The sequence below is a fragment of the Mesorhizobium sp. P3_A10 genome, assembly GCF_056403175.1.
In genome coordinates this window covers 559,134-572,807 of sequence record NZ_JBFUFZ010000001.1, presented here as the reverse complement: position 1 = coordinate 572,807, position 13,674 = coordinate 559,134, and the positions used below count along the sequence as shown (strand labels likewise).

14 protein-coding genes are annotated in these 13,674 nt (G+C 63.2%); 1 reads left to right on the top strand and 13 read right to left on the bottom strand.

Features of this window, described 5'->3' with window-relative positions; all coding sequences use genetic code 11:
* Positions 1-13: 13 nt before the first annotated feature.
* The 5 genes from AC1DXU_RS02745 to AC1DXU_RS02725 are packed head-to-tail and all read right to left on the bottom strand — an operon-like array spanning position 14 to position 4,199.
* Positions 14-1,045, bottom strand: a complete 1,032-nt coding sequence (locus tag AC1DXU_RS02745; RefSeq protein ID WP_477364057.1) for an extracellular solute-binding protein — start codon at positions 1,043-1,045, stop codon at positions 14-16.
* A gap of 25 nt (positions 1,046-1,070) precedes the next feature.
* A complete protein-coding gene (locus AC1DXU_RS02740) occupies positions 1,071-1,877 on the bottom strand; it encodes an ABC transporter permease (protein WP_477312470.1) in 807 nt (268 codons plus the stop codon).
* Positions 1,867-2,793 carry an ABC transporter permease gene (locus tag AC1DXU_RS02735; protein WP_477364054.1) on the bottom strand — a complete coding sequence of 309 codons (927 nt, stop codon included), beginning with the start codon at positions 2,791-2,793 and terminating at the stop codon, positions 1,867-1,869. Before AC1DXU_RS02735 ends, AC1DXU_RS02740 begins: the two co-directional genes overlap by 11 nt.
* A complete protein-coding gene (locus AC1DXU_RS02730) occupies positions 2,777-3,922 on the bottom strand; it encodes an ABC transporter ATP-binding protein (RefSeq protein WP_477364051.1) in 1,146 nt (381 codons plus the stop codon). Before AC1DXU_RS02730 ends, AC1DXU_RS02735 begins: the two co-directional genes overlap by 17 nt.
* A gap of 1 nt (position 3,923) precedes the next feature.
* Entirely contained in the window at positions 3,924-4,199 is a 276-nt protein-coding gene (locus AC1DXU_RS02725; RefSeq protein WP_477364048.1) for a hypothetical protein, read from the bottom strand.
* A gap of 156 nt (positions 4,200-4,355) precedes the next feature.
* Between AC1DXU_RS02725 and AC1DXU_RS02720 the strand changes: the two genes are divergently transcribed.
* Complete coding sequence (locus AC1DXU_RS02720; RefSeq protein WP_477364045.1) at positions 4,356-5,087, top strand: GntR family transcriptional regulator; 732 nt, start codon at positions 4,356-4,358, stop codon at positions 5,085-5,087.
* Between the two features lie 78 nt (positions 5,088-5,165).
* Here the strand turns inward: AC1DXU_RS02720 and AC1DXU_RS02715 are convergent, their stop codons facing one another.
* From AC1DXU_RS02715 to nadA, 8 genes are all read right to left on the bottom strand, one after another.
* The gene (locus AC1DXU_RS02715; protein ID WP_477364042.1) at positions 5,166-6,149 is read right to left on the bottom strand and encodes a beta-ketoacyl-ACP synthase III; all 984 of its coding nucleotides are present in this window, start codon (positions 6,147-6,149) and stop codon (positions 5,166-5,168) included.
* Positions 6,146-7,411 carry an adenosylmethionine--8-amino-7-oxononanoate transaminase gene (locus AC1DXU_RS02710; RefSeq protein ID WP_477364039.1) on the bottom strand — a complete coding sequence of 422 codons (1,266 nt, stop codon included), beginning with the start codon at positions 7,409-7,411 and terminating at the stop codon, positions 6,146-6,148. Before AC1DXU_RS02710 ends, AC1DXU_RS02715 begins: the two co-directional genes overlap by 4 nt.
* Positions 7,411-8,046, bottom strand: a complete 636-nt coding sequence (gene bioD / locus AC1DXU_RS02705) for a dethiobiotin synthase (protein WP_477364036.1) — start codon at positions 8,044-8,046, stop codon at positions 7,411-7,413. Before bioD ends, AC1DXU_RS02710 begins: the two co-directional genes overlap by 1 nt.
* Positions 8,043-9,182 carry an 8-amino-7-oxononanoate synthase gene (locus tag AC1DXU_RS02700; protein ID WP_477364033.1) on the bottom strand — a complete coding sequence of 380 codons (1,140 nt, stop codon included), beginning with the start codon at positions 9,180-9,182 and terminating at the stop codon, positions 8,043-8,045. Before AC1DXU_RS02700 ends, bioD begins: the two co-directional genes overlap by 4 nt.
* On the bottom strand, positions 9,179-10,120 hold the full coding sequence (gene bioB, locus AC1DXU_RS02695; protein WP_477365955.1) for a biotin synthase BioB: 942 nt from the start codon (positions 10,118-10,120) through the stop codon (positions 9,179-9,181). Before bioB ends, AC1DXU_RS02700 begins: the two co-directional genes overlap by 4 nt.
* Before the next feature lie 176 nt (positions 10,121-10,296).
* Positions 10,297-11,151 carry a carboxylating nicotinate-nucleotide diphosphorylase gene (gene nadC / locus AC1DXU_RS02690; RefSeq protein WP_477365952.1) on the bottom strand — a complete coding sequence of 285 codons (855 nt, stop codon included), beginning with the start codon at positions 11,149-11,151 and terminating at the stop codon, positions 10,297-10,299.
* 2 nt (positions 11,152-11,153) lie between these two features.
* A complete protein-coding gene (locus AC1DXU_RS02685) occupies positions 11,154-12,689 on the bottom strand; it encodes an L-aspartate oxidase (protein ID WP_477364030.1) in 1,536 nt (511 codons plus the stop codon).
* Complete coding sequence (gene nadA / locus AC1DXU_RS02680; RefSeq protein ID WP_477364027.1) at positions 12,686-13,660, bottom strand: quinolinate synthase NadA; 975 nt, start codon at positions 13,658-13,660, stop codon at positions 12,686-12,688. Before nadA ends, AC1DXU_RS02685 begins: the two co-directional genes overlap by 4 nt.
* Positions 13,661-13,674: the final 14 nt, after the last annotated feature.

Sequence of the window (13,674 nt, the reverse complement as noted above, 5' to 3'; positions counted from 1 at the left end):
CGGAGCACGCACATCACTTCATCAGTTCGGTCCAGATTTTGGTGTAGAGTTCGTCCACCTCGGCGGGGCAGACGTCCTGCCATCCGCCGGCGGCAATGTACTCCGCTGGAATGTTCAGTTCGGGCGCGACCTTGATGTCGTCACGCATGAACTGGGTCGAGCCCTTGATGCCGTTGGCATAGGTCGCGAAGTTCGAAATCAGGGCCGCGTTTTCGGGCGCCATGATGAAGTTCAGGAACTTCTTGGCATTTTCCGGATGCGGCGCGTCGGCGAGGATTGCCACACTGTCCATGAACAGCGAATAGCCTTCCTTGGGGAAGCCGAGCTTTACGTCGGCATTGATCTGCCGCGCCCGGAATGCGGCGCCATTGTAGTAAAGCTGGGCCAGCGTATCGCGGCTGTCCATCTTTTCGATGCCGTAATCCATCGAGACCCAGGATTTCTTGGCTTCGAGCAGCTTGTCTCGAACCTTCTTCAGGAGTGCCTTGTCTCCGGTGCACCAGGTGCCGCCCATGTACCGGATGGCGGCATAGAGAACATCGTTCTTCTCGGGCACGACATTGATCTTGCCCTTCAATTCCGCCGGCGGATCGAGCCAGATTGCGCTGGTGTTGATGTCACCCTTGTAGAAGGACGTGGCAACGACCGGCCCAGTCATGCCCCACTGCCACGGCACGGAATAATGACGGCCCGGATCCCAGCCGACATTCACCCAGCGTTCGTCGACATTCTTGAAATTCGGCATCTGGTCGGGCCGGGCTTCAAGGAGAAGACCCTCCTTGATCCAGATCGGCACGAAATTGGCCGACGGAACCACCATGTCAAAACCCGAGCCGCCCGCCCTGACCTTGGACAGCGCGGTGTCGTTGGAGTCGTAGTCCGTGACTGTGACCTTGATGCCGGTTTCCTTCTTGAATTTTTCCAGAAGTTCCGGGCTGGTGTAGTTGCCCCAGTTGTAGAGGCTCAATTCTTCCTCGGCGAGGGCCGCTGAACTTGTTACCGCGAGCAGTATCGCCGATGTCAGCGTCGTCAATATGGATCGCATGCTTGTCACTCCTCTGTAAGGTTGATTATTTCTTGCGGTTGATCAGATGCACGGCCGTCACCAGAAGAATCGAAGGCACCAGGAGCATGGTGGCGGCGGCATTGACTTCGGGGGTCATGTCACGACGGATCTGACCCAGCATGTAGGTCGGCAGGGTTTCCTGTCCGCCGGACTTAACAAGATCGGTGATGACGACATCATCCAGGGAAACAACGAAGGCCAGCATGAAACCCGCTATGATGCCGGGCGCGAGTCTGGGAAGCGTCACATGCAGGAAGGTCTTCCACGGGTCCGCATAGAGATCGGCCGCCGCAGTTTCGAGGGTCAGATCCATGCCTTCCAGCCGAGCGCGGATCGGCAGATAGGCAAAGGGGATGCAGAAGGCCGTGTGCGCCAAGACCAGATAGCCGGTTCCCGAGTAGCCGGTTGCCGACTTGACCGCGGCGAACACGATCAGAAGCGAGATTGCCGTTACGATTTCAGGAACGATCAGCGGCTGGTTGATCAGGGCGTAGGAGATCGTCTGCCCGCGATAGGCGTCGGTTCGGGTCATGGCGATGGCAGCCATCGTGGCCATGACCGTCGCCAGCACGCCGGCTACGGTCGCAAGAAACAAGGAGAAGAGGGCGGCATTGATGATCAGGTCGTTGTGCCAGGCCTTGACGAACCAATTGAACGAGAAGCCGCCCCAGACACCGAGCGAGGAGGTCGCGTTGAAGGCGAACACGACGAGGAGAAGGATCGGCAGATAGAGAGCGACGATCGCCAATCGCGCAACAATGCCGAAGCCTGGCTGCGCCTTCAGATCGAATGCGTGCTGACTAGCGGCCATGCGCATTCTCCTTAGCCGAGCTTCCGCGGATGTAGATGATGAGCGCTACCGTCACGATCAGCAGGAGGCAGATGGAAAGTGCTGCGCCGAGGGGCCAGTTTCGACCCTGACCGAACTGCAGTTCGATCAGGTTGCCCATCATCATGTTCTTCCCCCCGCCCAAGACGCGCGGCGTCACGTAGGCACCGATTGCGGGGATGAAGACGAGGATCGATCCGGCGATCAGGCCCGGCTTGCAGGAGGGAATGACGATATGCCAAAGCACCTTTGAGCGCGTCGCATAGAGATCGTATCCTGCCTCTACAAGGCTGAAATCCATCCGCTCGAGGCTCGCATAGATGGGCAGTACCATGAGCGGCAGGTAGACGTAGACGAGTCCCAGGAGAACCGCCCCGTCCGTGAACAGCATCTGCATTGGCTTATCGATCAACCCAGCCCAGATGAGGATGTTGTTGATCGGCCCCTGATTGGACAGGATGCCCATGATCGCGAAGGTGCGGATCAGGAGATTGGTCCAAAAGGGGATCGTGATCAGCAGCATCCATTGCGACCGGACCTGCTCGGGCCGGGTCGCGATGTAATAGGCGGTGGGGAAGCCGATGAGCAGCGTGGCCAGCGTCGTTATCAGTGCCAGTTCGACGGAACGCCAGAAGATGATGAGATTGGCATCGGCCAATACGAGCACGTCGTCAAAGGGATCGCGCTCCACAAAGACGTTCATCCAGCCATCGAGACTGAACTGACCGAGCGCGACCCCGCCGAAGTCGCCCTTTGCCATCACCGAATAGACAAGCATCACTGCAAGCGGGCCGACAGAGGCGATCATGATGGTCACAAGGGCCGGCGCCTTGAGCAACCAGCGGCGCCGGCTTTCGGCGGCTCGGCGTGTGGCCGCCATCTCAGTGATGCTGGACATGGTCGCCTCCGAGCAGCCGGGCGCTATGGCCATGAATTCGCAGCCACACCTGCGTGCCAGACGTCATGATTTTCTCTTGTTCCGGGCTGTTGGTCAGGCGCGCCGTGAACGTCGAACCGTCGTTCAGGCGCAGTTGAAGGCGTGTGTCCGTCCCAACGAAAACCTCGCCTTCAATGACCGCAGGAATGCAGTCCGATGACGGGGAGTGGAGGACGTCGACATGTTCGGGGCGGATCAGGACCTGAACCGTCCCGTCGCTGGACGTTCCGGCTTTGCCGTAAGCGGTGGTGACAGTGCCAGCAATATTGACCCGGTGAGCATCCGGAGCGGCCTGCCCGACAAGGCGGCCGCTCAGAATGTTCGATTCACCGATGAAGTCGGCGACGAACCTGTCCACCGGAGCGTTGTAGATTTCCCTCGGGCGGCCAACCTGGAGCACCCGCCCACGATTCATGACGGCGATGCGATCGGACATCGCCAGCGCCTCCTCCTGATCGTGCGTCACGAAAATAAACGTGATGCCGGTTTCGGTTTGGAGCCGCTTCAATTCGACCTGCATCTCCTTTCTCAGCTTGTAGTCCAGGGCCGACAACGGCTCATCCAGCAAAAGCACTTCCGGTTGCGGAGCCAGAGCGCGGGCCAGGGCGACACGGTGCTGTTGGCCGCCGGAGATCTCGCTGGTCCGCCTGTCGGCCAGCGTTTCCATCCGCACAAGCTTCAGCATCGCGGCCACGCGATAGACGATCCTGGACTTCGTCCAGCCCAGCATTTTCAGTCCGAAACCGATGTTCTCGGCGACGGACATGTGGGGAAAGAGTGCGTAGTTCTGGAAAACCGTGTTGATCGGCCGCCGAAACGGCGGAAGCGCCGCAATATCCTTGCCACGGAGCAGGATTTGTCCGTTGGTCGGAAAGTTGAACCCGGCGATCAGTCTTAAAAGCGTGGTTTTTCCGCAGCCGGACGGACCCAGCAATGTAAAGAACTCGTTTTCGGTAATGTCGATCGACACATCGTCAAGCGCCAGAAAGGCCGAGGCGCCGGTGCCGTAACTCTTGTGCAGGCCGATCGCCTGGACCGCCAGGCGACGATCCGCGGTTTGCTGCTGGGCGGGTTGGGATAATGCCAGCATATCAGGCCTCGAAGGTCACGCGACCGCCGCAGACGGTCAGTGCCGGTGACAGGGTGTTGATCTCCTCGGGTGCAACGGCCTCGATATCGCCGGATGGCAGCAGGCTTCGACCGGCACCGTCGATTATCCGTGTCGAATTGCCGGCAAGTGGCAGGACTTCGGTCGCATCGCCAACAGCGAGAATTCGCCCGTTTGCGACTGCCATCGCAGAGGCCGCCGGCCTGGCAGGGTCCATGGTCAGGATCCGTGCGTTCGTGACCACGATGTCTGCCTGCATTTCTGACGCTCCCCCAGCCTCCCCAACCCCCTTTCGGTTGCGGCGGCGATTGACTACATTTTATGAATACTTTGTTGTATACATTATGCGGTTGCGAATGCGCGAGTCAACCGGTATCTATTGCCGCGTTGACGCCTGCTGGTGTTAGGAGCCCCCATGAACGAAGTTGGCCGCGGCCATTTGCGTCAGTCGACCTATGAATCGATCAAGGCGATGATCGTGACCGGGCAGCTGTCACCGGGCAGACGAATTACGGAACTCGAGCTCGTCGAACAGCTTCAGGTTAGCCGGACGCCGGTGCGCGAGGCCCTTAATCGATTGGAGCGCGACGGGCTTGTGGTCGAACGTCCCCGCACGGGATTTGCGGTGGTGCAATTCGACGTAACGATGCTGCGCAATGTGTTCGACATCCGGGCAGAGTTGGACGTCTATGCGACGACTTTGGCGATCGCCCGCATCACCCCCGATGAAGTGGAAATGCTTCGTGGCCTGGTCGCAGACTGCGAGCGCCTGGCGCAAACCGATCCATCTCCCCGTGCCCGGCTGGAAGAGATGCAGACCGGCATGGAAATCCATCGCGCAATCGCGCGATTTAGCGCCAACGCCATGCTCGCGGAAATGCTGAACGGACTTTTGGACAAGTGCCAGGTCTATGTCTGGATGGAATTGACCCAGTTGAACGACTGGCAGGCGGCGCGTGACGACCATCACATGATTGTCGAAGCGATCGCTGCCGGGGACGTCGACACAGCCTGCCGTGAATCCCGCCGTCATATCCGGCAATCGAGGGATGGCATCCTGGAGCTCATGCTCAGGCAGCGCGATCTGCGCGACCTGTATCTGTCGCGAAACGAGGAGTTGCAGACGCGACCGGGTCTGGCCGTATAGATGCCGGCATGCGGCCCGGCTGACGGCTGATCGACGCGTGGGGCTTAGCGGATCGGCTTCTCGCCGCCCCGCCGGTCGCTAAATTCCGACGACGAGCGCACCGCCGCTGAGACCCGCACCCGCCGCTGCCAGAAGAACTTTTTCGCCCGACCGAAACGGCTCCGTCAGATTGGCCAGCGACAGGGAGAGGGGGATCGTTGCGGCCGAAGAGTTGCCGTATTCGGCGATCGTCTTGACGATTGCTTGATCTGCTATGCCGAGGTTTTTCCCGACCGCATCGAAAATGCGGGCATTGGCTTGATGCGGCACGAACCTGCCGACATTCTGTGGTCGCACTCCGGCAGCGGCAAGCGCGCTTATCGAGCAATCGGTCATCATCTCGACGGCCTTGGCGAACACTTCGCGACCGTCGGTCATCGTCATGCGGGTTTGCCCGAGGTCGAGGTCGCCATGGAACGGGATGTTGCTTCCGCCCGCCGGGATATGGATCAGCCCGTAGCGCGAGCCGTCGGAATCCACCGATGCGCCGAGAATGCCCCGATCAGGGTCCTCGCACGGACCAATCACCACGGCGCCGGCGGCATCGGCAAACAGCACGGCGCTGGCGCGCTCGGCCGGGTTGATCCGGCGGCTGAGGATGTTGGCGGCGATGACAAGGCTCGCTTTGCCGTGCAGGCGGGTGAATCCGTCAGCAAACATCAGCGCATAGATGAAACCGGCGCAGGCGCCGGTCAGATCGACCGCGCCCGCACGCACCAGCCCAAGCCGATGCGCGACCAGGGGTGCACTGGGCGGCAGAAGGTGGTCGGGCGTCGAGGTGGCAAGCAACAACAGCCCGATGTCGCTGCGGTCGATGCCGGCGTTCGCCAGCGCCATGTCGCCGGCTTGAGTGGCGAGGCCCGACAAAGTGTCTTCGTCCGTTGCCCAGAAGCGGGAGCGGATCCCGGTACGCCTTTCGATCCAGCCCGGCTCGAGGCCGAGATTGCTCTCGATCTCGGCATTGGCCACTTTGCGCCCAGGCGCATGATGGCCGAACCCGAGCATGCGCGACGATCTGCTCATGGCCTCGAACCGAAGCGTTCACCGGCCTCCTCGATGGCGCCATAGAGCAGGTCAAGCTCGTCGCCGGTGATGCAATAGGGCGGCATGAGATAGAGGACATTGCCGAGCGGGCGCACGAGCAGCCCGCGCTCGAGGAAAAATGCCCGCAGCTTCGGCCCGATCTCGGCCAGATAGCCGGCGGAGCCGGTCCGCAGATCGAGAGCCGCAATCGTCCCGGTCGCCCGTATGTCGGCGAAGTAGGGATTGTCGCCAAAGCGCCGAAGCCCGGCGGCCTGTCGAGCACTCAGCGCCGCGACCCGCTCGGCCACCGGCTCGTCCTGCCAGATCTCGACATTGGCGAGTGCCGCGGCGCAGGCAATCGGATTGGCGGTGTAGGAGCTCGAGTGGAAAAACGTCTTCGTACGGTCCTGCGAATAATGGGCCTGGAAGATGGCATCGGTCGCAAGCGTGGCGGCCAACGGGATCACGCCGCCGGTCAGGCCCTTTGAGGTGCACAGTATATCCGGAGAGATGGATGCCTGCTCGCAGGCGAACATGGTCCCGCTACGCCCCCAGCCGGTCATCACCTCGTCGGCGATCAGCAGCGTGCCGGAGGCTTCGGCGATCTTCTTCAACTCGGTGAGAATCCAGGCCGGATACATCAGCATGCCGCCGGCGCCGAGCACCAGCGGCTCGACGATCAGCGCGGCGGCGTTCCTGTCGCGGGAGGCTGCCTCGAACCGATCCAGCGTCTCCTGCTCGCGCCCGGCGGCCGGGAAGGGGATGGTGTCGACCTCGAACAGCAGCGGCTCGTAGGCAGCGTTGAACACGCCGCGGGCGCCGACGCTCATCGTGCCGATCGTGTCGCCATGATAGCTGTGCTCCATGACGACGATGCGCGAGCGCGGCGCGCCGATGTTGCGGAAATAGCCGAGCGCCATCTTCAGCGCGACCTCGACCGAGGTCGAGCCACTGTCGGAATAGAACACCCAGTCGAGGCCCGGCGGAGCGAGCCCGACAAGTGCCCTGGCCAGGCGTTCGGCCGGCTCGTGGGTGAAGCCAGCGAAGATGATCTGGTCGAGGCTCGCCGCGGTCGTCTCGATGGCCTTGATGATGCGGGGATGGCGGTGGCCGTGGGTGACGACCCACCAGGAGGAAATGGCGTCCAGGATGCGCGTGCCGTCGGCCTTGTGGAGGTAGGCGCCTTCCGTCCGGACGATTTCAGGGATGGCGGGCTCGAGCGCGTGCTGCGTGAAGGGATGCCAGACTTGAGACTGCGACATCATTCGCCTCCCGCGATCGCTGTGAGGTCGAAGCCGGCAACCATCGCTTCCCGCAGCGTCTCACTCGTCAGCGGATCGATTTGCGGCAGCCTGCCAAGCTGGCGCACGCCGCTGAATTCCACGATTGTTCTCTGCGTATCGGCCACCTCATCGCCGATGAAGGCAATGCCGATGAGCGGGATGGAACGGGCCCTGAGCGCCTCGATCGACAGCAGGGTGTGGTTGATCGTGCCGAGCCTGGTACGGGCGCACAGGATGACCGGCACCCGCCACTGAGCGAATATGTCGATGAACTTGGTGCGCCGGTTGAGCGGCACCATCAGTCCCCCGGCACCTTCGATGACGATCGGCCCCGGCAGGTCCGGAAGCGAGAGTTTTGCCACGTCTATCGCGACGCCGTCGAGTTCGGCTGAACGATGCGGCGACAGCGGCTCCTTCAGGCGATACACTTCGGGTAGCACGCGCCCCGGCGGCAGGCCGGCGAGCCGTTCCACAACCTCGCTGTCGGTTTCGCCGTCGAGGCCCGATTGCACCGGCTTCCAGTAGAAGCCGTCGAGCAGGCCGGCCAATCCGGCCGAAAACACCGTCTTGCCGATGCCGGTATCCGTTCCGGTGATGACGATGCGCTTGGTCATGCCGAGGCCAACACCTCGACGAGCGCCTCGACCATGGCGGAAATGTCGGCTTCGCCGACATTGAGCGTCAGCGAAATGCGCAGCCGCGACGTGCCCTCGGGAACCGTCGGCGGACGAATGCCGCGAATGTCGAAACCGCGCGCCTGCAGTGCTGCCGCCACCGCCATGGTGCGCCTGTTGTCGCCGATAACAAAGGGCTGGATCTGCGAGCCGCTGGCCTTCACGCCGCAGCGCTCGGCCAGTTGGCGGCCCGCCAAGGCAACGCGCTCCTGCAACTGGACACGGCGTTGGGGTTCATCGGACAGCATGGCAATCGCCTCGCGCGCTGCTACGGCCATCAGTGGCGATGGCGCGGTGGAATAGATGAATGGCCGGCAGCGGTTGACGAGATAGTCGCACAGCAGTCCCAGCCCGGTGACCAGTGCACCCGACGCGCCGAGCGCCTTGCCGCAAGTATGGAGCGCAATGATGTTGTCGCGGCCCTCGAAAGTGGCGGCAAGGCCGCGGCCGTCCGGTCCCCAGACGCCGGTGGCATGCGCCTCGTCGACGACGATGAATGCCTCGTGCCGATCGGCAAGCGCGACCAGGCTCTCCATCGGCGCGCGGTCGCCATCCATGCTGTAGAGGCTTTCGACCACGATCCAGACGCGCCCGGTGCCGCCCTCGGCGCGCCAGCGCGTGATCGCATCCTCGAAGGCATCGACGTCGTTATGTGCGGCGAGCTTGAACTCGGCGCGGCTGGCGCGGGCCCCCTCATGCATGCTGGCGTGGGCGAGCTCGTCGAGGACCAAAAGGTCACCCTTCTGCGGCAGGGCGGTCAGCAGAGCGAAGTTGGCGATGTAGCCGCTGCCGAAGAACAGCGCGCGTTCAGCGCCGAAGAACACTGCAGCGTCCGCCTCCAGTGCCTCGTGTTCCGGCGCATTGCCGCGCAACAGCCGCGATCCGGTGGCGCCGACCGGCGTGCCCCGCGCAATCGCCGCCGCAACCGCGTCGCCGAGCCTCTTCGAACTGGCAAGCCCGAGATAGTCGTTCGACGAGAAGTCGAGCCCGGTACGCGGCGATAGTGTCCGCAGCCGGTCCTTGCGCGCCAGTCCCTGCAAGGTCGCGTCATAGCGGGCAAGCGGTGCCCCGTTCATTGCGCCTCGAGTTCCATCGGCTCGATGCCGAGGCGGCGGAACAGAAGGCTGTCCTTGTCTTCGCCTGGATTGTTCGCCGTCAGCAGCGTGTCGCCGACGAAGATCGAATTGGCGCCGGCAAAGAAGCACAGCGCCTGCATCTCGTCGGTCATGGCGGTGCGGCCGGCTGAAAGCCGGACATGCGATTTCGGCATCATGATGCGCGCCAGCGCGATCACGCGCACGAATTCGATCGGCTCGATCGGTTTAGCCTCGGCAAGCGGGGTGGCGGCGATCGGGATCAGCATGTTGATCGGAACGCTTTCGGGATGTTTCGGCAGATTGGCCAGCGTCACCAGCATGTCGATCCGGTCCACCGGCTCTTCGCCCATGCCGACAATACCGCCGCAGCAGACCTTGATGCCGCTGTCGCGGACATTGGCCAGCGTATCCAGCCGGTCGGCAAACGTCCGGGTCGAGATGACCTCTGAGTAGTAGCGCTCGGAGGTGTCGATGTTGTGGTTGTAGTAGTCGAGGCCAGCCTCTTTCAGTTGCTGCGCCTGGCCGAGGTCGAGCATGCCGAGCGTCATGCAGGTCTCCATGCCCAGCGCCTTGACACCTTCGACCATCGCCACGACCGCATCCATGTCACGCGCCTTGGGATTGCGCCAGGCAGCACCCATGCAATAGCGGGTGGCGCCGGCGTCACGCGCCTTGGTCGCCTCGGCGATGACGCGCCGGACCTCCATCAGCTTTGACGCCTTCAATCCGCTTTCGTGATGCGCCGATTGGCTGCAATAGCCGCAATCCTCCGGGCAGCCGCCCGTCTTGATGCTGAGAAGCCGGCTGAGCTGGACCTTGTTGGGATCGAAATTCTGGCGGTGGACGGTCTGCGCCTGAAACAGCAGGTCGTTGAAGGGTGCGTCGTGGAGAGACTGGGCCTCTTCAAGGCTCCACATCCGGCGATCGCCGAGGGATTGAATTTCAGGCGCGGTCTTTTCCGAAATCGCTGCGTGCATTTCCATCCTGTTCCTTGCGTTGTGGCGACATGGGCGCCTTCCAAACTGGCGGCCCCCGTCGAGAGGAGCTGGGTCGAGAGGAGCTGGGTCGAGTGTAGATGGTCAGGGTCTCACGATCAAAGCTCACGGTAATCGAGGCCGATATCGAGGATCGGGGCGCTGTGAGTCAACCAGCCGACTGAAATCAGATCGACACCGGTCGCGGCGATGGCAGGCGCCGTCGCGGCGGTGATCCTGCCGGACGCCTCGGTGATCGCCCGGCCGGCAACCATCACCACGGCCTGACGCAAATCGTCAACCGACATATTGTCGAGCAGGACAGCGTCAGGGGCAAGCGCCAGGGCCTCTTCCAGCTGGGCCAGCGTATCGACCTCGACTTCGATCTTGACGAGATGACCGACGCTCATTCGGGCCCGCTCGATTGCCGTGCGAATTCCACCGGCGATGGCGATGTGGTTGTCCTTGATCAGGATGGCATCGTCGAGGCCGAAACGGTGGTTGGATCCGCCACCTGCACGCACGGCGTATTTTTCGACGGCTCGTAGACCAGGCGTCGTCTTGCGCGTGCAGACGATCTTTGCGCCGTGATCGCGGACCGCCGCGACGACCGATGCCGTCGCCGTGGCGATGCCGCTCAGATGACAGAGAAAATTGAGCGCCGTCCGTTCCGCGGTGAGAATGGCCCGGGCCGGCCCGCTCACCGACGCAATGGTGTCTCCTGCGGTGACTTCGTTGCCGTCCGCTCGCTCCACCGTCATCTCGACATTCGGATCGATCAGCTTGAAGGCAAGCATCGCCAGATCGAGACCGGCGACAATGCCTCGCTGGCGAGCCGCAAGCACGGTCGTCGCGTGGCGTTCCTTCGCCACGATGGCATCCGTGGTCAAGTCACCGGCTCTACCAAGGTCTTCGAGCAGAGCCGCCCGTACCAGAGGCTCGAGCATGATTGCCGGAAGGGGCGAGAGGTTCATCATCATGTGACGTCTTCCGGCAGGGGTTCGAGTTCCCGCGCTGCGGCAATGGCCGCTTCGAGCGTGATTCGCGAGCGGCGGGCGACGGCCGCATGATGTGGAAAGTCCGTCCGGAAATGAGCGCCGCGGCTTTCCCGGCGCCGCAGGGCGGCAATCGTGATCATCAGCCCGACAGCGGCGGGATCGGATGCTGCATCGTGCTGCTGAACCAGCGGCAACAAGGCCTGCACAGCCTCTTTCAACCCTTCGCCATCACGCGTGACGCCGAGGGCACGCGACAGCATAGGCCGCACAGGCCTTGGGTCCGACGCGGGGAGGTGAGGTGCCATGGCTGGCTTTCCGCCGCTGTCGGGCGAACCGGCTACACTCTCGGCGACCCAGCGCGCGCAGACGACGGCTTCGGTCAGCGAGTTGCTGGCAAGCCGGTTGGCGCCGTGCAGCCCGGTCGAGGCGACTTCGCCGCAAGCCCAAAGTCCCGGAACCGACGTCCGCCCTGCCAGATCCACTGAAACACCACCCATGTGGTAGTGCTGGGCAGGACGAATGGGAAGGAGGTCGCGCGCCGGATCGATGCAGGCCTTGGCGCAGGCCGACGCGATCGTCGGGAACTGGCGCGTGAAGGCCGGGCCGGGCTTTTCCCGCACATCGAGAAAAACGCGATGGCCATCGGCCAGGTGCTTCCAGACAGCGCGCGCGACGATGTCGCGCGGGGCGAGTTCCGCGCCCCGCAAGCCGTCGAGGAAACGTCGGCCCGTCTCGTCGACGATCACAGCACCTTCGCCGCGAACCGCCTCGCTGATGAGCGTCATGGGGCGGTTCGATCCATCAAGCGCGGTCGGGTGGAACTGGATGAATTCCATATCGGCAAGTACAGCCCCCGCGCGGGCCGCGAGCGCCAGGCCCCGTCCGCAACTGCCCAGAGGATTGGTGCTGTCGAGAAACAACCCGCCGATCCCGCCGGTGGCGAGGACGACCCGTCCCGTGGTGAAGACCACCGGGCCTGTCGGACCGCTCGCCAGAACACCGGCGATTGTGCCGTCCTCCACGGCCAGCCGGCGCGCTTCGACCCCCTCGACGACCTCTATTGTCGGCGTCAAGCGGACGGCCGCGACCAAGGCACGCATGATTTCGCGCCCGCTGCCGTCGCCGTGGGCATGAACGATGCGGCGCCGGCTGTGCGCGGCTTCCAGCCCGAGACGCACCGTTCCTTCCGGCGTGCGGTCGAAGCGGACCCCGAAGCCCGCCAATGTCTCGATCGCGCCCGGCGCCGCGTTGAGGATGCGGCTCGCCATCTCCCTGTCGCAAAGCCCATCGCCTGCGGTGAGTGTGTCGGCAAGGTGGAGTGCTGGATCGTCGTCGTCGCCTAGGCTTGCCGCGAGGCCGCCCTGTGCCCAGGTGCTGGAAGCATCAGCACCCAGTGGCGTCCTGGACAGGAGAAGCACCGGCTCGGGCGCCAGATTCAGCGCAGTCATCAATCCGGCTATGCCGCCGCCGATAATTACCGGCCGGCCGGCGAGAGGGTGGACGTCCATGCTCATACCGCCAGCATCCGCTCGACGGCCAGCCGGGCGCGCCCGGCAATCTCCGGCTCGATAGTCACCACATGGCGGTTCTGCTCGAGCGCTGCACGGATGTTGGTGAGCGTTATCCGCTTCATATGCGGGCACAAATTGCAGGGCCGGATGAACTCGACCTCGGGATGCTCGACCGCGACGTTGTCGCTCATCGAGCACTCTGTCATCAGCACGACGCGCGGCGGCTTTTGCCTTCCGACATAATCCGACATGGCGGCGGTCGAACCGGAGAAGTCAGCTTCCGCGACGACTTCCGGAGGGCACTCGGGATGTGCCAGCACCGTCACGCCGGGATGGTCCTCGCGCAACTGGCGGATGTCGGCTGGCGTGAAACGCTCATGCACCTCGCAATGCCCTTTCCAGGCGATGATCTCAACGTCGGTCTGGGCGGCGATGTTCTGGGCCAGATACTCGTCCGGCAGCATGATCACACGGGGAACACCCAGCGACTCCACGACGCTCTTCGCATTGCCTGAGGTACAGCAGATATCGGACTCAGCCTTCACCTCGGCTGATGTGTTGACATAGGTGACGACCGGCACGCCCGGATAGCGTTGCCGCAGCAGCCGGATGTCCTCGGCGGTGATCGAGTCCGCCAGCGAACAGCCGGCACGCAAGTCGGGGATGAGCACCGTCTTTTGCGGGTTGAGAAGCTTCGCCGTCTCGGCCATGAAATGCACACCGGCCAGCACGATGACATCCGCGTCGGCCGTCATCGCCTTGCGGGCGAGCGCCAGGCTGTCGCCGACGATGTCGGCGACACAGTGGAAGATCTCTGGCGTCTGGTAGTTGTGCGCCAGGATGACGGCATTTCGCTGCCGCTTCAGATCGAGGATCGCCTCGATATCGCCGGCGAAGGCCGGCCATTCGATCGGTGGGATGACCCGCCGCACCCGGTCGTAGAGCTCGGTCGCACGTGCGGAGGTGGTCAGCATAGCCAGCGCCAATA

What these genes read in the sequence shown, in the direction of transcription:
- AC1DXU_RS02745 (WP_477364057.1), bottom strand. Translation starts at nt 1,045, where the DNA reads ATGCGATCCATATTGACGACGCTGACATCGGCGATACTGCTCGCGGTA.
- AC1DXU_RS02740 (WP_477312470.1), bottom strand. Translation starts at nt 1,877, where the DNA reads ATGGCCGCTAGTCAGCACGCATTCGATCTGAAGGCGCAGCCAGGCTTC.
- AC1DXU_RS02735 (WP_477364054.1), bottom strand. Translation starts at nt 2,793, where the DNA reads ATGTCCAGCATCACTGAGATGGCGGCCACACGCCGAGCCGCCGAAAGC.
- AC1DXU_RS02730 (WP_477364051.1), bottom strand. Translation starts at nt 3,922, where the DNA reads ATGCTGGCATTATCCCAACCCGCCCAGCAGCAAACCGCGGATCGTCGC.
- AC1DXU_RS02725 (WP_477364048.1), bottom strand. Translation starts at nt 4,199, where the DNA reads ATGCAGGCAGACATCGTGGTCACGAACGCACGGATCCTGACCATGGAC.
- AC1DXU_RS02720 (WP_477364045.1), top strand. Translation starts at nt 4,356, where the DNA reads ATGAACGAAGTTGGCCGCGGCCATTTGCGTCAGTCGACCTATGAATCG.
- AC1DXU_RS02715 (WP_477364042.1), bottom strand. Translation starts at nt 6,149, where the DNA reads ATGAGCAGATCGTCGCGCATGCTCGGGTTCGGCCATCATGCGCCTGGG.
- AC1DXU_RS02710 (WP_477364039.1), bottom strand. Translation starts at nt 7,411, where the DNA reads ATGTCGCAGTCTCAAGTCTGGCATCCCTTCACGCAGCACGCGCTCGAG.
- bioD (WP_477364036.1), bottom strand. Translation starts at nt 8,046, where the DNA reads ATGACCAAGCGCATCGTCATCACCGGAACGGATACCGGCATCGGCAAG.
- AC1DXU_RS02700 (WP_477364033.1), bottom strand. Translation starts at nt 9,182, where the DNA reads ATGAACGGGGCACCGCTTGCCCGCTATGACGCGACCTTGCAGGGACTG.
- bioB (WP_477365955.1), bottom strand. Translation starts at nt 10,120, where the DNA reads ATGTGGAGCCTTGAAGAGGCCCAGTCTCTCCACGACGCACCCTTCAAC.
- nadC (WP_477365952.1), bottom strand. Translation starts at nt 11,151, where the DNA reads ATGAACCTCTCGCCCCTTCCGGCAATCATGCTCGAGCCTCTGGTACGG.
- AC1DXU_RS02685 (WP_477364030.1), bottom strand. Translation starts at nt 12,689, where the DNA reads ATGAGCATGGACGTCCACCCTCTCGCCGGCCGGCCGGTAATTATCGGC.
- nadA (WP_477364027.1), bottom strand. Translation starts at nt 13,660, where the DNA reads ATGCTGACCACCTCCGCACGTGCGACCGAGCTCTACGACCGGGTGCGG.